At 45.0% G+C, this 20,169-nt stretch carries 18 protein-coding genes; 13 read left to right on the top strand and 5 right to left on the bottom strand.

Annotated features, from left to right (window positions below):
* Window positions 1–87, top strand: an 87-nt coding sequence (locus HGH91_RS27795; protein ID WP_168737886.1) for an IS3 family transposase, incomplete at its 5' end; no start/stop codon positions are given.
* A gap of 54 nt (window positions 88–141) precedes the next feature.
* Here the strand turns inward: HGH91_RS27795 and HGH91_RS27790 are convergent.
* Window positions 142–489, bottom strand: a complete 348-nt coding sequence (locus tag HGH91_RS27790) for a helix-turn-helix domain-containing protein (RefSeq protein ID WP_168742512.1) — start codon at window positions 487–489, stop codon at window positions 142–144.
* A gap of 150 nt (window positions 490–639) precedes the next feature.
* Here HGH91_RS27790 and HGH91_RS27785 point away from each other — a divergent pair, with 150 nt between their 5' ends.
* From HGH91_RS27785 to HGH91_RS27760, 6 genes are all read left to right on the top strand, one after another.
* A complete protein-coding gene (locus tag HGH91_RS27785; protein ID WP_168742511.1) occupies window positions 640–1,143 on the top strand; it encodes a hypothetical protein in 504 nt (167 codons plus the stop codon).
* A 37-nt stretch (window positions 1,144–1,180) separates the two neighbouring features.
* Window positions 1,181–1,660: a hypothetical protein gene (locus HGH91_RS27780; RefSeq protein WP_168742510.1), complete on the top strand. Its 480-nt coding sequence runs from the start codon at window positions 1,181–1,183 to the stop codon at window positions 1,658–1,660.
* A 686-nt stretch (window positions 1,661–2,346) separates the two neighbouring features.
* A complete protein-coding gene (locus tag HGH91_RS27775; protein ID WP_168742509.1) occupies window positions 2,347–2,655 on the top strand; it encodes a hypothetical protein in 309 nt (102 codons plus the stop codon).
* A 173-nt stretch (window positions 2,656–2,828) separates the two neighbouring features.
* On the top strand, window positions 2,829–3,881 hold the full coding sequence (locus tag HGH91_RS27770; RefSeq protein ID WP_168742507.1) for a cellulase family glycosylhydrolase: 1,053 nt from the start codon (window positions 2,829–2,831) through the stop codon (window positions 3,879–3,881).
* 341 nt (window positions 3,882–4,222) lie between these two features.
* Window positions 4,223–4,672: a MauE/DoxX family redox-associated membrane protein gene (locus tag HGH91_RS27765; RefSeq protein WP_168742505.1), complete on the top strand. Its 450-nt coding sequence runs from the start codon at window positions 4,223–4,225 to the stop codon at window positions 4,670–4,672.
* 110 nt (window positions 4,673–4,782) lie between these two features.
* Complete coding sequence (locus HGH91_RS27760) at window positions 4,783–5,073, top strand: hypothetical protein (RefSeq protein ID WP_168742503.1); 291 nt, start codon at window positions 4,783–4,785, stop codon at window positions 5,071–5,073.
* 46 nt (window positions 5,074–5,119) lie between these two features.
* Here the strand turns inward: HGH91_RS27760 and HGH91_RS27755 are convergent, their stop codons facing one another.
* From HGH91_RS27755 to HGH91_RS27745, 3 genes are read right to left on the bottom strand one after another with little or no spacing between them, the layout of a single operon-like run.
* Window positions 5,120–6,595: a TlpA family protein disulfide reductase gene (locus HGH91_RS27755; protein ID WP_168742501.1), complete on the bottom strand. Its 1,476-nt coding sequence runs from the start codon at window positions 6,593–6,595 to the stop codon at window positions 5,120–5,122.
* A 2-nt stretch (window positions 6,596–6,597) separates the two neighbouring features.
* Window positions 6,598–7,983 (bottom strand): RagB/SusD family nutrient uptake outer membrane protein, encoded by a 1,386-nt coding sequence (locus HGH91_RS27750; protein ID WP_168742499.1) that lies wholly within the window; start codon window positions 7,981–7,983, stop codon window positions 6,598–6,600.
* A gap of 16 nt (window positions 7,984–7,999) precedes the next feature.
* Complete coding sequence (locus HGH91_RS27745) at window positions 8,000–11,503, bottom strand: SusC/RagA family TonB-linked outer membrane protein (protein ID WP_168742497.1); 3,504 nt, start codon at window positions 11,501–11,503, stop codon at window positions 8,000–8,002.
* 464 nt (window positions 11,504–11,967) lie between these two features.
* Between HGH91_RS27745 and HGH91_RS27740 the strand changes: the two genes are divergently transcribed.
* The 3 genes from HGH91_RS27740 (at window position 11,968) to HGH91_RS27730 (ending at window position 14,195) form a co-directional block, all read left to right on the top strand.
* A complete protein-coding gene (locus HGH91_RS27740; RefSeq protein WP_168742495.1) occupies window positions 11,968–13,149 on the top strand; it encodes a FecR family protein in 1,182 nt (393 codons plus the stop codon).
* Between the two features lie 116 nt (window positions 13,150–13,265).
* Entirely contained in the window at window positions 13,266–13,430 is a 165-nt protein-coding gene (locus tag HGH91_RS27735) for a hypothetical protein (protein ID WP_168742493.1), read from the top strand.
* A 219-nt stretch (window positions 13,431–13,649) separates the two neighbouring features.
* On the top strand, window positions 13,650–14,195 hold the full coding sequence (locus tag HGH91_RS27730; RefSeq protein WP_168742492.1) for a hypothetical protein: 546 nt from the start codon (window positions 13,650–13,652) through the stop codon (window positions 14,193–14,195).
* Between the two features lie 6 nt (window positions 14,196–14,201).
* On the opposite strand, the gene HGH91_RS27725 is transcribed toward HGH91_RS27730, so the two are convergent.
* Window positions 14,202–14,705 (bottom strand): heme-binding domain-containing protein, encoded by a 504-nt coding sequence (locus tag HGH91_RS27725; RefSeq protein ID WP_211092454.1) that lies wholly within the window; start codon window positions 14,703–14,705, stop codon window positions 14,202–14,204.
* A 138-nt stretch (window positions 14,706–14,843) separates the two neighbouring features.
* Here HGH91_RS27725 and HGH91_RS27720 point away from each other — a divergent pair, with 138 nt between their 5' ends.
* The 3 genes from HGH91_RS27720 (at window position 14,844) to HGH91_RS27710 (ending at window position 20,169) form a co-directional block, all read left to right on the top strand.
* Window positions 14,844–15,428 carry an RNA polymerase sigma factor gene (locus tag HGH91_RS27720; RefSeq protein WP_168742491.1) on the top strand — a complete coding sequence of 195 codons (585 nt, stop codon included), beginning with the start codon at window positions 14,844–14,846 and terminating at the stop codon, window positions 15,426–15,428.
* A 110-nt stretch (window positions 15,429–15,538) separates the two neighbouring features.
* On the top strand, window positions 15,539–16,516 hold the full coding sequence (locus tag HGH91_RS27715; protein ID WP_168742489.1) for a FecR family protein: 978 nt from the start codon (window positions 15,539–15,541) through the stop codon (window positions 16,514–16,516).
* A gap of 224 nt (window positions 16,517–16,740) precedes the next feature.
* On the top strand, window positions 16,741–20,169 hold the full coding sequence (locus tag HGH91_RS27710) for a TonB-dependent receptor (protein WP_168742487.1): 3,429 nt from the start codon (window positions 16,741–16,743) through the stop codon (window positions 20,167–20,169).

Below are 20,169 nucleotides of genomic sequence, written 5' to 3'. Positions count from 1 at the left end.
AAATATATTTATTATTACAATAACTATAGGATCAAATTAAAATTAAACGGCTTGAGTCCAGTACAATACCGAACTAAAGCCGCTTAAATTAATAGTCATTTTTGTCCAAACTTTTGGGTGCACTACACTGACCGGGTTTTGTTACTTATGCGCAAATGCCTTTTTAGTCCTGGCGTTCTGTAACAGGCTATCGATAGTATATAGAATACAGTGTTTATCCTCTTCAGGCAGAGAGCTAATCTCATTAAGGCGCTGCAACATGACAGGATCTTTAAATGTATTACTGCTGGTAGCTTCTCGGAGCAGATAACCCACAGTAGTATCAAGTTGTTTTGCTATTTTTTCTACGACTTCAATAGAAGGAAGCATCTCATCACGTTCATATTTGCCGATGACAGTGTATGAAGTCTTCATTTGTTTATCCAACTCTTGTTGGGAAAGGCTTTTAGCTTCCCTGAACTCTCTGAATTTTTTGCCGAAAGTAGCCATTTTTAAGCTGGATTAGGTACTAGATGACAGTATTCTACAGCGTTTAAGCAAATTAACTAATATGAGCATAAATGGAATATCTTTGATTATGAACTGAAGAAAGAGAGAATTAATTATAGATAGGGTTCTTATTTTAAGATTTGAAGATATATGTTAACAGAGCAGCAGTTTAAGATATTGATTCGTTCCATGCTAGTAATAGTAGCTTTATGGGCTGTACTAGGCCCTGCATACTTTTTTTTATTATGGTTTGACGGTAAGAGGATGTATGAACGTGTGAAAGATCACAGGCAGGTATATGTTCATGAAACGTATAGCGGAGCAATCAATTGTGTTATGTATGTTACTGGAAATAATGATACCGGCGCGTTGATTAGATATTATTCAATAGAAGAGTTGGGCGCTGGAGGAGGTATAATTAACTTTCCTATTAAGATGTTACCATATAATGCAGCCTGTTATTTGGTTGACGACTCAGCGCTGTATAATGGGTCTAAAGTGGTGGAGGTTGTACGTTTTGATACGGCATCCCAAACCAGAGATTACGCAAGAGGATTTGTTTATAAAGGTACTGTGCATCTGAATCCACCGAGTGATAGCATCTTGAAAAAAGATAGTCTTGTTAAAGCCAAATATACAAATAAATCGTATTGACATTTATTGGAGACTCAATTCAATAAAATTGAAGGCTGTGTTATCAAAAAGAAAGTTTAGAATAATGGTTGGGACAATGTTAGTACTAATGGCCATGGTTGGAGTATTGAGCCCTATATATTTTTTTTATTTGCGGTTTGATGGTAAAAGAATGTACAACCGCCTTAAGAACAATAAACAGGTATATGTTAATGATACTTATAATGGAGCAATAAATTCAGCTATGTATGTTACTGATAATAGTGATACAAGTGCATTGATTGAGTTTTATTCGATTGCAGAATTAGGGAGTGGGGGAGGCTTTATTAAATTTCCAATCAGGACAATGCCCTATAATACAGTTTTTTATCTAGTCAATGATGCTGCATTATACAATGGGTCTAAAGTGATAGAGGTAGTATATTTTGATACACTTTCAAATACGCTGGATTATACCAGAGGGTTGGTGTATAAAGGTACAGTACATATGAACCCGCCAAGTGATAGTTTATTGATTAGAAAAGATAAATTTCATTGACTCATGGAGGCTTTTAATCAGTTTGTAGCGAAACTTCTTCATTTTCTAATACGCCATCATCTAGTATCGGCATACCAAGGATTTGTTTTTCTTGGTGAAGAACAGGAGGTTAAGAATTTTTATAACTCCTACCGGTTAGAAGTACTTCTGAAATGTTCTCCCGAGTATTTTAAATAGTTTATGAATTTGTAACTTTGAAGTCACAGTTAGTAACAAAAAACTGAAAGCTTAGCAAGCGTATAGCTGGGCTTCGGTTACACTGGCAGGAAGTGATTTTTTGCATGATGAAACGGACTATTGTACTTTTTCTGTTACTGATGTTATTGGCTGTTATAGCCGGATTTTTAGTAGCTTATTCTCCGCTGGATGGAATATTCTATGACTTTTTTGGAAATAGCTTGGTGGCAGTGGGTGGACTATATTGGCTGATAAGCATTATTTTGTTTTTTAGAAGAAGTAATTACAGCTGGCTATTTTTCATATCGGGGTTATTGGTATTAATCGCTGGCATTATTCTATCGGTTAGTTTCTATGGGTATGCAGACGCGTTGCGGAGATGACAATCTAGTTAGAACAGTTATAGTATGAAAATGACCATCATCGCAATATTAGCCACCTTTCTACACTTAAGCTACGGCGACCTGGAAGTGAAGCCATGCCCGCATTAGTTCGATACCGTGGCAGGCATGAACGTTTTTACACAGGTAGATCACATGCCGGAATACCCCGGAGGGAAGGCCGCATTAGCGAAATTCCTTGTCAAAAATTTCAGGTATCCTGAACAAGAGCAGTTCCAGGCCACCTTTTTCTGTCGTTTTGTTATTGATACAACCGGCAAAGTAATTGCCGCGGGAATATTGAATAAATCACTGGCTGAATGGTCGCCGGCGGAACGGGCGTTAGTCAATGCAGTGACTAAGATGCCTAAATGGAAGCCCGGCTCCTGTGCCGGAAAAGTTGTTCCTGTATTGTTCGTGCTACCTTTACGGTTGTAACATTTGACTGTATATTTTTTGATATAGATATATAATCGCGCATATACGCTAAATCAACAAATCATAACATTCGATTAACACTTGTTACCCCGGAATTGCTTTAATTGTGTCACCTCGACATCACATGCAGATGTAAAGGACTATCAATTTTGTTATCCTCCAGTACTAACACTATGAATCGCTATTTTACCCGCATTATATTGTTCCTGTTGGTTTATTCGTCGGCCATCCACGCGCAGCAGCTCTGGGATAAAGACAAAGCCCAACGCTGGTATGCCGCCCAGCCATGGCTTTGCGGCGCCAATTTTATTCCTTCTACGGCGGTAAATCAATTGGAAATGTGGCAGGCCGCCACGTTTGATCCGCAAACGATAGACCGGGAGCTGGGATATGCAGCGTCCATAGGACTGAATGTGATGCGTGTATACCTGCACCACGAGGCCTGGGTACAGGATGCTGTCGGGTTTAAGCAGCGGCTCGGGCAATACTTGCAGATAGCAGATAAGCACCAGGTAAAAACGATGTTCGTTTTCTTTGATGACTGCTGGCGGGATGAATACCATGGCGGCCCACAGGAACCGCCTATTCCCGGTGTGCATAACAGTCGCTGGTTAAAAGATCCGGGAGGCCGGATAGACAGGGAACCTGAATTAATGGATACGTTACGCAATTACGTAACAGATATATTAACTACTTTAAAAGATGATACCCGGGTACTGGCCTGGGACCTGTACAATGAGCCGGGCCACTTCGGGCACGGCGATAAAAGCTGGCCGTTGTTGAAGAATGTGGTGGCCTGGTCCCGGGCGGTAGCCTTGAGCCAGCCGGTGACGATCGGCATCTGGAACAAAGATTTTAAAGATTTCAATGCCTTTCAGCTGGAAAACTCTGATGTGATCAGCTTTCATAATTACCGGGATTCCACGGTGATGCAGGAGGCGATTGATAGTCTCCGGAAATATGACAGGCCCCTGTTTTGTACGGAGTATATGAAGCGGGTTAACAAGAGTACGTTTGCCATCATCACGCCGATGTTGAAGAAAAACAATATCGCGGCTATCAACTGGGGGCTGGTGGCCGGTAAAACACAAACCAACTTCCCGCAGGGGAATAAAGGTGGAGAAGAGGAACCGGTACTATGGTACCATGATATTTTTCACAGGGATGGCAAGCCGTTCGATAGCGCAGAAACGGCTTTGTTACAGCAACTTACCCGGGAAAAGTAAAGGGACGCCATGCCATGTTTCGAATTATGAATTTTTACTCACTGCAAAAATAGCGCAGTGGCAAAATTTAGTTTTGCAGCATAAAGAAATGCCAACGTTATTCAATAAAAAGTAGCCGGGAAATTTATACTATGTCCAGCAAGATTCCTTCTGCATTGAAATGATCATGTCAGAAGTGAGGCTATTTGTCGTTAAGGAAACCAGGTCATGAGGATGCCATTTAAAGTAATTGAAAACCGAAAATGTGATCATAATAATGATGCCGCACGATATGTGTATTATTCTCTTCTCTTCATCCAGCTGATGTTAAAACAAACACATTATTGACAAAAGATAATGCAATGAAAAAGAAACAAGTAATGCTGGAGCTGATTATTATGGGATTGGTATTCCTGTTCGTATATACGCCTGCCAGTAAGCTGATGATGTTTCATGAATATGTGTTAACGATGAAGGCCCAACCTTTTGCTCCCTGGTTTAGCGCCTTTCTTACCTATGCGGTGCCGGCGGCAGAAATACTGGCAGTAATACTGCTTGTGCTACCACTCACCAGGAAAACCGGATTATATGTATCCATGGTTTTGATGATGTTATTTACAGGGTATATTGGTTTAATACAGTTGAACTACTATGGAAGGATCCCCTGTACTTGCGGAGGATTCATTTCTTCATTAACCTGGAATGAGCACCTGGTACTTAATATAGCTATTCTGCTCCTGATTGGGGTAGCGTTTTGGTTGATGAGACAAACATCCGGGGGCAAGACAAACGAAAGGAATGTGCTGGTATAACCATCCTGGTAATACATCCTGTAGTCATCAGTTACAGTCAACATAAAATCTAACATATTACTTGTCAGTAAGATTCAATCACTATCGTTAATCATTAAAAGTTTCTAAACATGAAAATCGTAAAATTTGCCCTGGCTGCAACAGCTGCTTTCGTTGGCCTGGCAACAGCCTATGCCGCCAATCATCGTGTCGACTACACCTATGTGAATTTGCTCAACAATGGTACCTATACCAAATTGACGACTACCTATGACGCCGCTAATTGCGCCAGTTCCTCTACAAGGATTTGTGCTTATAGCTCTCCTATAGATTTCGGAGCAGGTGTAACGCCAACGGCTGCACAGATCCTGGCAGCCGGAGGTTCGGTGAAAACAAATGTTAACAAGATTTATTTACCTTGATAGCAGGCTGTTTTGTGGAGGCTGCCCATGGGCAACCTCCACAATATCAGCGAGGGTTTTCGGTGATATCAATTGCATGAACAATAATGGATCTTAGCTTATCAACGGAGTTGGAGCCATTGTTTGTCGGAATGGGCGGATCGCCATCAACAATGTTCCCGTCTTTTCCAATAATGATAAGCTTCGGATATCCTGTGATACCATAGTATTTTATGATGGCATGCTCCATTCCTTCCCCGTTGGTGTATAGGTTAACGCCCCCCTTATGCGTATAAATTCCGGATGCTACCGACTCGAGGAAGAGCGCTCTGGATGAATCGATTGAGACAGATACAAAAGCTACATTGTGATGATTCCTGAATTCCTGGTAAACGGGTTCAATTGCCCTAACGAGGAACGCACAGCCAGTACACCCGTTAAAATAGAAATCAAGTATTACTACCTTCCCCTTAAAGTCATCCAGAGATACCCATTGCCCCTGCTCATCCAGTAGTTTGAATGGATAGGCTTTTTTTCCCCGTCCCAATGCATTACGTTTATTGATAAGCAGGTTTCTGCTGGGGGGATCCGCAATGATGGGCAGGTCTTTTTCCAATACATCCAGTAAATTTATCTTTCCAAAAAAGTTAGTAGAAAATATTAATGTGGTTAACAGCCTGTCCCGTGTTGGGCCGGAATAGTGCTGCATAAAGCTGGAATGTAATTCGTTGAATCCATAATCGCTATTAGGATCGTTATTTAAATAACGGGATTCTGCACGGCATCTTTCCTTTAGATACAGGTAATACAGGTATGGAGATGAATTTAATGCTGTTGCAGCGTCCACTGCTGCCAAATCAATGCCTGCCATCAATTTTTCAACAATTGTTGCCATTTTGCCCCGCATGATTGGATCTCTCGATTGCCGGAAATAAAATATAAAATAGGTCAGTTTGTCTGAATATGCTTTGTACACGGCATTCATTTCGAGAATTTTCCATGACTGGGGATCGATCTTCGTCTTGTACCCGGTAAGTATTAACAGCTGCCTAGCCAATACACCGTCCAGTTCTTTGAATCCCCTTTCTAACGTACTGGCATCGTCTGGCGTTATCTCGGAGGTGGTTTCGGGGGGTACTGATGCCAATACCAATTGACATTGGTATTGGGGGGAACTAATAAAAGTGATTTTGCCGCCGTCCAGTTTTATGACAATATCATCTCCCGATGTGGTCAACAATAATTTATCGGTGATCTCCAGGTAAGGAGCTGGTGGCACAATCCTGATATATGCAAAGCGCTGATCCTGTTTAATTGAGAAAGACAGCGTTTTACCGGTTATTTTTTTAGTGAATGTGTTACAGAACGCTTCGATAGTAGCCGGTGTGTAATAGATATATTGCTCTACCTGGAAGTCTTTCCCAATAAGTGAAACATCGGAAGTTACTACTTTGAGGTGGATAGCGCCATTCCCCGGGGCGTTTGAAAAAGCGTTGTGTAATAAGGTGGTTATCAGAAAAATTGATAGCAGGCAATTTTTCATAACTATCTTATATTTTGCTGGATATTACTGATCGCTATTTCGTCTGCGGGAATGGGCATCACATATTTGGGATCATTGGGGGAAAGGGTGAATGTTTTACCATCCAGGTCCCTTTTTAAGGTAATATTTGCCCCTTCCTTGTTTAAGCGTTTTAAGTCTGTCCACCTGGTGCCCCTCCATACCAGTTCTTTTCTTCTTTCCAAGAGAATGGAACGCAATAGCTGATCGGCTGGCTGCTGCGTAATGGGTTTAAATGTACCTGCCTTGTATCTTTTTGCTAATAATGTGTTCATGGTGGTAATGGCATCGTTTAACCTGCCGGTTCTGACATCGCTTTCAGCTTTTACCAGGTAAACTTCATCCACGGCAAGCCCTGTGAAGGGATATGATCCGCGTCCCGCATACACTGTTTTGGGGATGAATGCTCCTGTTTCGTTCCTGAAGAAAACAGGTTTTCTTAAATCGTTGTCATCAAACAGGCTAATTAAGCTACTATCGATATTCACCAGGGAGGCAGATCCGGTTAAAACGGCGCCATAGTAAAAAGCAGTAGCGTTTAATAATATAAGTTCATCGTTGTAAATGGTGAGAGGATACCTGGCAGTGGTATCGAGTGTATTGTAGTCAATTAACTTGTTGTAGCACGATAAACTGCTATCGGCATATTTTGCAGCGCTGGCATAGTTTCGCATACTCAAACATACCCTCGCCAGCAGGGCATAGGCAGCCGCTTTGGAAGGCCTGTTCCGATTCTGTGCAGGGAAGGTATTAGAGAAGTAGCCTATAGAAGATGTCAGGTCTGAAAGTACCTGGTTATAGGTATCTCCTAACGTTGCACGCTGCTTAATTTCATTGATATTAGCCGATTCTTTTAAGGGAACGCCCAGGTCTGTTGTTTTTTTGCTTTCGTCGTAGGCGGGTGAAAAAACAGAAACAAGATTATAATAAGAGAAGCCCCTGAAGAAAAGCGCGGCTCCCCTGACAAACTGCCCTGGCACACTGCTTTGCTGCTCCGTTGCCAGCTTATCCCACTGCTCCAATACTGCATTGCAATAGTAGATCGATTGATAGGGCTGATTCCAGTCAGGGATAGCAATTTCGCCATTATAGATATCCTGGTTCCATATATAGCAGTTTTTTTCTGTTTTGGTTGTCAGCGCATTGTATACATCGGGGGAAGGATAGCAATATTCATCTCCTGACATGATTCCCATGGAAACGCTATTTGATCGGAAGATATCCTGGTTGTCTAATAGCTGTATCATATCAGCCACGCTGCTGGGGACCACAATATTGGTATTGGGCTTTTTGTCGAGGAAGTCGCTTTTAGAACAGGCAACGTAAAGCAGGCAGCCCATTAATACCAGGTATTTTTTATAGTTAGTCATAGAGAAAATTAAAGCATCAGAAATTGACGGTTGCTCCAAAAGAATAGCTGGTGGGAGCAGGCGTGGCATATCCGCTATTTCCCACAAAATCAGGATCAAGTTTCAGTTTATTGGCTCGCCATAGTATTCCCAGGTTATTAACATATCCATATATTTTTACGCTGTTAAACAGCAACGGGTTATTTTTTCGTCTTAACGTATAAGCTACCTGTATATCCTGCAGCCGGATTTGGTCTCCCTTTTCCACCAATATTTCCGCGCCGTTATAAAAGGCATCCCGTTGATCGTCTGCCGGGTACACGAGGGAAGGAACACTGGTACTTTTCTCATCTCCGGGATGCTGCCAACGCTTGTCGTAGTCGGCCTGCATATAGCCGTCGTTAGTGGCATTGAAGGATCCTCTCCTGAAGTAGTATCCCATTTTATAGGTGATGTTAAACGACAGCTCGGCGCCCTTATAGGAAAAGTTGTTACGAATGCCTCCAAAGAAAGAAGGACTTGCCGGACCTTTATACACCAATCTCTCCCGGTTGGTAGAGTTTAAGATGGCGCCATAATCTTCACTGATCTTTCCATCTATGATCCCCTGCGGATTTCCGTTGTTGTCAAGGCCTGCCCAGGCATACGCAAATATGGCCGAATACGGGCGTCCTACGATTGGGTTTATATAGTTGGATTGTACGTAATTATTATTGATGCCTGTCTGAAGCTTATAGTCGGTGATTTTATCCCTGACATAGCTAAACAGGAAGTTGGTGGTCCAGGTAAATGCGCCTTTTATGTTAATACTATTGAGCGTTAAGTCAATACCTTTGGTGAGCATGTCGGCTGTATTACCGGTGAATTGCGTATTGCCTGTTTGAGGTGCTACAGGGCTATTGCCGATGAGATTCTGTCCTTTCTTGGAAAAGAAATCGATACTTCCATTTAGCCGGTTACCCCTGGCGCCAAAATCAAGTCCGGCATTGATAATATGTACTTTTTCCCAACTCAGGTCGGGGTTGGGGGGATTTATAATCACCTGCTGAGGCGCACCATAATTGTTGATGCCATCTGCCTTGGCAGTAGTGTAGGCCGAAAGGTTTTTACTCAGGTTACCATTGTATCCATGTGTCACCCGGATTTTCAGGTAGGGGATGGCGTCCAGGTGATAGAATTTTTCCCTGCTTATCAACCAGCTGACGCCGGCCGAATAAAGCGGTACACCCTTCTGGTTGGCATTTACGCCGAAAAGATTTGATTCATCCCTCCTGGCACTGAGGGAAAATGAGTATTTGTAATCATAAGTGTAGGCGGCATTGATATAATACGACAGGAAGCGATCAGAGATGCCACCCTGCCCATCCCCATAGGGGATTCTGTCCGGGTTACCATTAAATAACCTGGTGAAATAAGTAAAATAATCAACAGGAACATTCGTTGCATTATCCGGGTTATATCCATACAAAATAGTCTGGCGGTTAGAACCGTTATAATCTTTTATTTCAAAACCTCCTATGGCGGTTACCTGGTGTTTGGCTGAAAAGGTTTGATTGTAATTAAGCTGCACCCTTCCGGTATTGCTTTTGTAATTAGCGCTATTACTGGTAAAAATAGCTCCCAGCGGCACCGGGTAAGTAATATTGCCGGCAGGATCAACCTGCGTAAACGCATTGATGAGCAAGCGGGTCGCATAGCTCGACTGATCCATGAGGGTACTTTGATCGGTATTACCTTGTTGATATTGGTAGTTGATATGCAGGCTAAGTACGGCAGGAACAATTTTATACTGTAGCCCTATATTTATTCTATAGTCAGAAAGATCGGTTTTGTTATTATTGTTCAGCCGCTCATTAAACGGGTAGTAATTCCAGTCGAGATAGTCGGGGGTGGACAGTTCGTCTTTGCTGGCCTGTCGGAAATCACGTATAACCGGTAGCGCATTTCCTTTACTGTCTACAACTTTTTCATAGGGGTACAAAGGGCTATAGCGTGCAGGGCTGGAACGTGTCAGGCTTTTAGTGAAAAACAAGTCGCTGGTTAACTCCAGGCGTTCCTGTAATAGTTTATAGGTATTTCTTGCATTTAAGGTAAACCTGTTATAATTGTCAGGTACGGCACTATATAAGTTCCTGTCAAAACCACCTGATAGATAGTATTGGTCATTTTGACTGCCACCAGACATATTTAAGGCGTATTGCTGATAGATAGCTTTTCTGAGAAAATATTTTGAATAGTCACTCCTGGTATCTATGGAAGAAAGCGCGTTTAGCTGTTGCTCCGCATCAGCATGGCTAATGCGCCCTTTTTTTTCGTTATCGAGGATATCAATAACAGGGGATTGCTGCATATAGGGTAAATACGAAAGAGAGATATCGTATTTTCCATGGTCAAACCAAAATTTCTCCAGGTCTACATATGCTTTAGTCGTCAGCTGTGGTATTGCATACATATCGGGTTTGCAGGCAATGGTGACATTGGTGTTGAATGAGATAACTGGCTTTTGATTACGTTGCCCCATCTTTGAAGTGAGCACTATCACGCCGTTTCCGGCGCGAACGCCCCAGATAGAGGCGGCGGCTGCATCCTTTAATACGGTGACGGATGCTATATCATTCGGATTGATGTTGGAGAGATCTCCATCGTATGGAAAGTTGTCGAGGATGACAAGGGGAGCTGTATTCGCAAAAAGGGTGCTTCTGCCGCGAATACTGATGGCGGGATCACCACCATTTCCCGGGAAGCCCACCCGGTTGGCCGCTTTGTTGAAGAGCACCCCGCTCGATACTCCCTCCAAACGGCTTAGGATGTCTGTACTTACACTCCTGTTGAGCAACTGGTGATCCAGGTAATCAAACGACCCTGTTGCCCGCTCTTTGGGTAATTGCTGATACCCGGTAGACAACACTTCCACTTGTCCCAACTCACTGGGGCTGGGAACCAGGTCTATTTGCAGGTCTTGTTGACTGCCTGTAATAAGAAGTTCCTGGCGCTGAAACCCCGTAAAGGTAACCTGCAGCAGGGCATTTTGGGGAACTTGCTGGAGCATGAATTTTCCATCAGCGTCCGACAGGGTGCCTATACCGGTGCCGGCTATACGTAAGGTGGCGCCGATCAGGGGAGTACCGGCTTTATCTGTTACCTGTCCGGTTATACTGCTGGTAGCGCTGGAATCGGAGGCTACAATGACGGGTGAGGCTTCACGGCTCACGATACGAACGGATTTATGCTTCCGGTCGATGATCCAGCTGAATTTTTTATTGTCGATGATCAGTGTCAGGGCCTGTTCTAAGGGGACTTTGCTGACTTTAATCGTGCGTCGTTCTTTGTTGTTGAGCAGATTGTTGCTATAAAAAAAAATGAATCCTGTTTGCTGTTGGATGCTGTTCAGAATTTCAGCAATTTCGACGTTGGTAAAACGAAGTGTAACAGGTATATCATCCGGCAACGGGGTCACTGGTTGCTGGAAGGCTACCGTTGTATGAAAAGTAAATAAAAAAAGTATCCCTATAATAATTGCTCTATAGGTAAAAATGGTCATAAATGAAACATTAAGTGGTGGAAACACCGTTGAATCTCAAAACCCTACCAGCGTGACAATGTTAGTTTAGTTGACTTGTTTTGGTAAAAAAGCATTTCCAGGTGAACTGCCCGTGACGCCTGTCCATCTGTCACTTAACAAACCTTTAACCAAATTAAATAAGTACGTCCAAAAACCATTTTTGGTTTTATATCGTTAGTAAATAAGATAGAGAATTTTATCGCTTATAGCCAGCTTGATAACTCAGTTAACTTTTTGAACGCGCTATATGCTGTACTGTGGGAGATTGGGCGGCATTAATAAACCATAACTTTTGACATTTAGTGAAATTGCCATATCTGAGTTAGTAAACACCTATGCGGTTGATGCGTATTTAAACTATGCCATCAAATCCCTGAAAATGAAATATATAGATTGTGCTTAGGCGTAAAGATTAACAAGGGTACTGCGTTTTTTAAGATATCATGGGTAAACTCACGGAGGAAGAAATAGAAATTTATTTCACATTGAAGCTGTCGAATGCTTTACCTGACCGGGAACTAAACAGCTTAAACGAAATGATAGAAGACGACCCGGCCTTAAAGGCCAGGTGGGAGGAGTTTTGCGCGCGCTATGCTCATGAAGATGTCGACAGCCATTTTGCCAGGCTCCATGATGATCGCTTATGGGAACCATTAGCACCCATCGAAAGGCCAGCACCAGTAATTGAAAGAAAAAGGCAACGGCCATTATCCATATTGGCTTCCCCCAAAGGCGGCATAGCAGCCTTATTAGCTGCTGCCGCGGTATTGGCGATCATCCTTTTGGTGTACAAAGGGAATTATTTCGCCCCGGCTAAACCTAAATTAGCTGTTAATGATCCGGCGCAACCAGGCGGGAAAAATACCCGCCTGGTACTCCCGGATGGCAGGAGTATCAACCTGGACGATGAAAGAACACATTTCAGTCAGTATGGCATTCAGTTCGATCGCAGTATGGGAGCGCTCCTGGTAAAAGCGCCCGCAGAGATGAACGGTACCGGCCAACTGATAGTACCGCCCGGTAAGATCTTTAACCTCAAGCTAAACGATGGGTCAGACGTACAAATAAATGCCAATACCACCATATCCCTGCCCCTTGCATTCTCTGGCAGTAAAAGAGAAATCTGGGTTAACGGAGAAGCCTATATTAACGCGGCCCAGGATCCCGGCCGCATGTTTATGGTACATACCAGGAACGGCGATATACAGGTGCTCGGAACGGCATTCAACGTAAATACCTACGATAATAAACATACCCGGGTTGCATTGGTAAGCGGCGCCGTAAATATTCAAACGGCTAAGCAAAAGATGCTCCTGAGAGCCGGTACCACTGCTACAACGACCAGCAATGATGAAATAGAGGTACACAACACCAATCAAGGCACAGAGCTGTCCTGGAAAGAAGGCCGCTATTTCTTCCAGAATGCAGACATCAATGAAATCAAAGCAGTGCTGGAAAGATGGTATGGCGTGTCTGTAGTGGTGAATAACAGCCCTTCCCTGGTGGACTTCCGGTTTACCGGCGGAATAAACAAAGACGACGACATCAAAATATTCCTGGATAACCTGAGTGCCGTCACTCAACTTACCTACCAGGTCCATCCCGGACAGGTTATTTTAAATTAAAACGAAATCAGCCCGATCGTTTCATATTCCCCGTTTTTCTAACGACTTATCCCGCTTTGTAAAGCTGCTTCTCCACTATGCAGGTATAATTTTGTGCCTTCATCAAAGCTGTTATTATGCTACCACCCGACATCCTGGTGATTCCCGGCGCGCCCCTGGAAACCATCGATTCATTGATGAGTAATTCCGCTTTTATGGGGTGGTCGAAGCAGTTAACGGACCGGGCCGGGGTGATGATGTCCGTATGTACCAAAAATTTTTCCGGAGAACTGCTGACATAGGGTTGTCACCTGGGGTATCTAACATTGTATCCTGTTCGGTTTTTTAGCAAATACACGGGCCTGCTAAAAAGCGCTATTTAAAGTCCCTGTAGATATGTGGCTGTATACGGGCATACAGCGGCATATTTGCAGGGCTTTTTAGCAAATTGAACCCGGTAACAGGCAACAATATCGATTGGCTGGCTGTTACACAAGAAAGAACCCGATAAAAAGGCTGTTATGAAAAAGTTACTATGCTGTTTATTGCTGCTGCCTACGCTGGGATTTGCCCAAATCAATAAATTGCTGAGCGGGTATGTGTATGTAATGGCGCATGATGGTAGTATTGGCGGAGGATTAACCGGTAACGTGGAACTGTTTAATGCCATCGGCATTGGGCCGGGGGTAGAAGTTACCTCCTTTGAAGGCCGCACCCTGATGCCGGTTTTTGCCGACCTGAAAGTAAAGCACCGGTTTAAATACCTCGAGCCCTATATCAACGGGCAGTTTGGATATAATGTATACAGTGTAGACCGTACCGAAAATGTACCCTTGTCTACTGGTGGTGGCCAGCAACCCATTACCTACAACCAGTCAGGCAAATTCTTTTATGGCGCCGGCGCCGGCGTAGCCTGGCACTTCAATACCATGGGCGTTTTTGTTTCCTATGTGTACCGGGGATATAAGTACCGGTCACCGAAAAGCATTGCGGAAGACGGCCAGTCGGTTAATTTCGGTACCCGGTCTGTCAATGCCAATGTATTTACACTGGGTGTTGTATTTTAATAGCCACTAAGCTTTTTTCCGCTTAGGCAATACCAGGCTATCCGCCGGGTATTTTGCCTGTATCGCCGCACGGATGCCATCACACCAGTCGTTCAGTTGTTTTTTCTCGTCAGCACTCAGCTTTGCGTTGGTATGTACCAGTGTATAGGAAGATAATGGCATGCCGCCTTCATTCACTTCTTCGGCTACTTCTCCGATCTTTTTATATTGACGGGCAATGCGGTAACCCAGAAATTCGCTGAAGTTCAAATGACGTTTGCCATCTACAACATGATTGTTTAACCACCATGCTACCGGTTGTATCTTTGAATACCAGGGATAAATGGTATTGTTACTATGACAATCATTACAGGCGCGTTGTAATATAGCCTGTACTTCCGGAGAAGCGGGGTAGACTTTCATAATGTCATGATCGCCCGCAGCAGCGGATACATTGGGCGCCGGACGAAAGAACTGGATGATAAGCAATAGGCCCAGTAATACCCACAAGAGTTTTTTGATGATCTTCATGACAATTATTTATGGCCTGAAGGTAAAATAATCTCTGGCATTTTGGAAATGCTGTCCCAGGAGTTAGAAAAATATGTTAACAATAAATTGATATGCAGTTTTTCCGCAGCTGATTACTTTTGGCTGGAAATTGATCTTATGGATATCGAAATGGGGAGACTTCCGGGTGAATTTTTGCTGATAGAAAGTTTGAAGAACGGAGATGAAAAAGCTTTCCGGGATATTTATAACTTTTATTGGGAAAAGCAGTACGACCTGGCTTACTATAAGCTAGGCATCAAAGAACTGGCGGAAGAAATTACCCAGGAAGTGTTTGTTGCGCTGTGGATGAACAAGGCCAGCCTGGACCCTGAAAAGCCGGTAGGGGCCTGGCTGTATGGGGTTATGAAAAACCAGCTGCTGAATGCCTGGCGCAAGCAGTCGTCGCATCAAAAATACCTGCAACAGGCGCCATTAACCGTGGTGACCAACAATACCCTCGATCAGTTATCATTCAATGAGCTCAATGCGATGGTGAACCAATATATTCACCTGCTCCCCGAAAAATGCCGTGAAGTATTTACGTTAAGCCGTATCCGTGGCCTGAATACCCAGCAGATAGCGGATACCCTGAACATTTCTCCGAAAACAGTTAATAACCACCTGGTAAAAGCCCTGAAAATAATGAAGGTGGGCCTGAAAGACTATATCACCATCCTGTTGATCCTCTCTCTCCGCAAATAATAGTTGTTCATATTAATTTAACATGGCTGCGCGTAGGTGTTTGTATGCACTTGCGGTAAATGTAATTGGTACCGGGAAATATCCGATAAACGGGCTGTCAATTTATTTACATGCAGGAAGATCATACAATACAACCACTGATAGACAGGTATCTTGCCGGCCATGCTACGCCGGAGGAAGAACAACGGGTGAACGAATGGTTCGACCAATGGCATACGCCTCCGCGCGAAGGAGCCACTGATGGGCGTCCATCGGGAGATGATATTTTTGCCGCAGTGCAGGCGCGGGTGCAGGCCTATGAGGCGGAAAACACCGGCAGGGTGGTGGCCATGAAACCTACCCGCGTCAGATGGCGTTTAGCTGCTTCCGTTATATCGGTCGCCATGATGGTAGCAGGTGGATGGTGGTATAGATCTAAAGTGCCTGCACGCAAGCCTGCTGTTAAATTCCTCGACCTGTACACCCAGGCGGGGCAACTATCGAAAATCACGCTTACCGACAGCTCCGTCATCTGGTTAAACGCAAGCAGCCATTTGCGCTACCCGGAGCAATTCAGCACCAATAGAACAGTATACCTGGAAGGAGAGGCGTACTTTGATGTACGTCAGGACCCGCAACATCCTTTTGTGATTGAAAGTAACGGCTACCGTACCCGGGTACTGGGCACCACTTTCAGCATCCGTTCCTATACCGCGCCCAATACCTATAAAGTGACCGTGTCTTCCGGCAAGGTGGCCGTATACCAGGGCATTGATAGTTCACATGCAGTATTGCTTACCGCCAACCAGGAATTACGCATCAACATAGATAAAGGTACCCAACAGGTTAGAAATGTACGGGCACAGTCGCTCATGCTATGGAAGGAAGGAGGACTCTGCTTTGAGAAAGACTATCTCGCAGAGGTGGTGGTATCGCTGCAGCATCGCTATGGCAAAACATTCCGGATAACGGCTGCCCCTTTGCAGAACATGGAGATCAGCGGCACCTTCGATCCACATCAGTCCCTGGAAGATATCCTGAAGATATTGAGTAAGGTATATGGCCTGCATTTCAAAGCAACACCAAATGGTATTATTAATATTTCCTGACCTACTAAAACTGACATGATGAGAGAAAGATTTACTTAATGCACATCATAAAAAAACCGGATCACGCACGCGTACCCGGTTTAAGGTGCGATAGATATGACACCAGGCCTGAGAAACCGATCCATATCATCGCCGTCATTAACTAACCCGAAGGATTAACTAATTAACAAGGTAAAAGTATGAATTTTTTCCTGGGGAAACCCTGTGCTTATTTAAAATGGGTTATGCGTATCTCCTTTTACGTAATAGTGCTTGTTGTTACGGCCACGAACCTGATGGCCAGCGTAACTACCAAAGGTCAGTCAGTGGAACGGATACGTATGTCTGTCGACATCCACGACCTGCCCCTGCGGACTGCGCTGGAAGAAATATCGGCCCGGTCTGGCGTACGGATTTATTTCAATGATGAAAAGGTAGACAAAATAAAACACGCCAGCTTTCGGGCCAATAATGCGCCACTGCTGGATATCCTGGCAGGATTGCTGACACCGGCCAACATGGTGGCACAGGTGTATGCCGATAACCGTATTACGGTAACGCCTCTTCTTCCGCCAGTGAAAGGTACCGTTACCGACAAAAATAATGGTACCCCGCTGCCTGGCGTAGGCATACGCATCAAAGGGCAAAGCGCCGGCGCCATCACCGATGCCAACGGGCATTTCAGCATTACCATTCCCGATGAAGGCGCCGTATTGGTAGTGACCTATATCGGTTACCAACCACAGGAAATCAAAGTAGCAGGTGGTACTACCACTTTGCAGATTGCCCTGAAGCCTTCCCGTACACAGCTGAATGAGGTACAAGTGCAGGCCCGCCGCAAAGCCAATACCGAAGCAGCAGTGCTGGCAGAAAGAAAGGCATCAGCCATTGTACAGGATGCCATTTCCGCCGCCAATATCGAAAAAACAGCCAGCATCACTACTACACAGGCCCTGCAACGGGTATCCGGTGTTACCATTACCGATGATAAGTACGTGGCAGTACGCGGATTGGGCGACCGCAGCGTTATCGGACAGCTCAACGGCGTACGTCTGGCCTCTTCTGATCCCGATCGCAGCGCCATCCCGCTGGACCTGGTACCGGCGGCCCTGCTGGAAAATATTACTATCTATAAAACCTATACCCCCGATAAACCCGCCGATGCGGCAGCCGGTATTATAGAGCTGAAAACGAAATCGGTACCCGATTCGGCTACGCTCAATATCACCGCGCAATCCGGATTCAATTCCAACATCGGTATGGGCGGAAAGATCAATAGTTTTTATAACAGCGATCCGGGTTTCTTCGGGCAAAAGGTAAAGCAGGCAGGTTTATCGTCCGACTTTACCGCCCTCGGAAAGCAATATCCCGGCGGCTTTGCACAGGTGCAATCCATGATTGCCAACAGTGGCAACGACCCGGCTATTAAACAGGAGGTGAACAGGATCAACGGTATTATGCACAGCTTCGACCCGGTACTGACCACGCACTATGCCAGTGCAAAGCTGAACCAGATTTATGGTATCACCTATGGCAACAGCTTCCAGGTATTCAAACGGCATAAGCTGGGCGTAATAGCCGGTGTGAACTACTACCAGCGGTCTACCGACATACATGGCGGCGACCTTACCCAATGGAGTATTTACCAGGGGGTGCTGACAGGTAACAACCAGGTAAACAGCACCCGTATTATTCCTAACTATATCACGCCCAATAACATTAACCTGGGGAAATATATTTCGTATAAAGAAAACACCGGAACATCTACCCTTAACTACGGGTTCCTGGGTGGGCTTACTTACCGCTTTAACCCGCGTAATGAAATCAGTGTACAGTATATGGGTAGCCGCGGTGCCGAAGTGCAGGCCAGCAACCTTTATGGGGCCTACGAGTATACCGGTTTATCCGGCGATGTTTCCAATACGGTATATTCACTCAAACGCAGTTACCGTACCCTCAATACGTTCAACTTACAGGGCGAGCATAAGCTGGCCACAGGAGAATATGCGCCGAAGTTGAGCTATAATATGGCCAGTTCTACCTCCGGCCAGGATGATCCTGACTACCGCTTTGTGAACCTGGCGGTGTACCATCCTGTTGGTGGTGGCTCTATCCCGGTAAATGGCAGCCTGCCAGGCAGCACAGGCAGCACCGGTACGCCGGTGTACTATTCCCTGGTATCCGGTTATGTAAATGGATATGGCCCGTATGGCATTATCCAGGCCGATCCGAATGGTCGCCGTTATCGTCAGCTGAAAGAAACCAACTATAACTATAAAGCCGACCTGGCCTGGCCTTTCCGCCTGTTTGGACAAAAGCAGGAATTCAAAGGAGGCGTTAACTACCTGCACCGCGATCGCACATTTAATGAAAATGTATTGTCGCTGCCAGGCTCCAATTTCTCGTCTACCGGCAACCAGGCGCTGTATACCGTGCATGGCAACCTCGACAGGCTGGTAGGATATGACCAGATTGGCGTGAAGGTGCCTACCGGCGCTATCGGCGAGGGACAACCAGCCGTAGGAGGATTTTTATATAACGCACAGAAATCGCCCAACAACTATAAAGGTTCCTTTGAAACCCGCGCATTTTATGGCATGCTCGACCTGCACGTATTGCAAAATCTCCGGGTGACCGGTGGGGTGCGTTTCGAAATGACCGATATCCGGGCAGCAGTAGATACCGCAGGTGTTTTCCTCGATCCTTCACTGACTACGCCTAACAAAGATGGGCAAACCGTGAAGCTGGTATTTACACAGCCCAACTCTATTTATAAAACAGATTATAAGCCCTATTATTCCCTGAACCTTACCTATACCCTGCAGGAGAACATGAACTTCCGCCTGGGTTACAGCACTACGCTGGCCAGGCCGGAGCTGCGGGAAATTACCAACGTGTTTGAGTTTGACCCATTCCAGTTTGCATTGGTGGTAGGTAATTCTAAGTTGGTAAACCAGCAAACGACCAACTACGATTTCCGCTGGGAATGGTTCCCGAATTCCGGTGAAGTGATTGCGGCATCTGCCTTCTACAAACAGATTGATCACCAGCTGACCAAAGTATATTCACAGAATTCCGCCGGCCTCGATGCACGTTTTCCTGAATTTCCGGCCATTCGTTTTGAGAATGATCCCAATAGGGGACAAGTGTATGGCGTGGAACTGGAGGTAGTGAAAAACCTGGGCCGCTGGTGGTATCCGCTGAAGAACTTTAATCTCGGCTCCAACCTGTTGCTCGCGCAAAGTGAAATTAAAAAATCACCTGAACGGCTAAACGATTCCCGCATTGTAGACCGCAAGGCTCCCTCCAACAGCCCGCTGTTTGAACAGGCGCCGTATTCCATCAACGCTTACCTGAACTATAATAACCCGCGCACCCGCACCGACCTCACCGTTACTTTCAATGAAGTAGGAGAGCGGCTCATACAAATTAACCTGACCGGGGAGCCGGATTTGTACAGTAGGCCTGCACCGGTACTGGACTTTGTTTTCAGCCAGTATCTCACCCGGCGGTTACAGCTGAAAGGATATGCTAAAAATATCATGAACCCGGCCTGGCGGGAAGTATATGCCAACCCCGGCACAGGAGGTAAATACTATGGAAATACGTATATCCGCCGCAGTTATTACAGGGGCACGGAGTTTATGCTGGGCCTGAACTATAATATTTTCTAA

It is taken from the genome of Chitinophaga eiseniae (assembly GCF_012641265.1).
Taxonomy (GTDB): domain Bacteria; phylum Bacteroidota; class Bacteroidia; order Chitinophagales; family Chitinophagaceae; genus Chitinophaga; species Chitinophaga eiseniae_A.
This window is presented reverse-complemented; position numbering and strand designations above follow the sequence as displayed.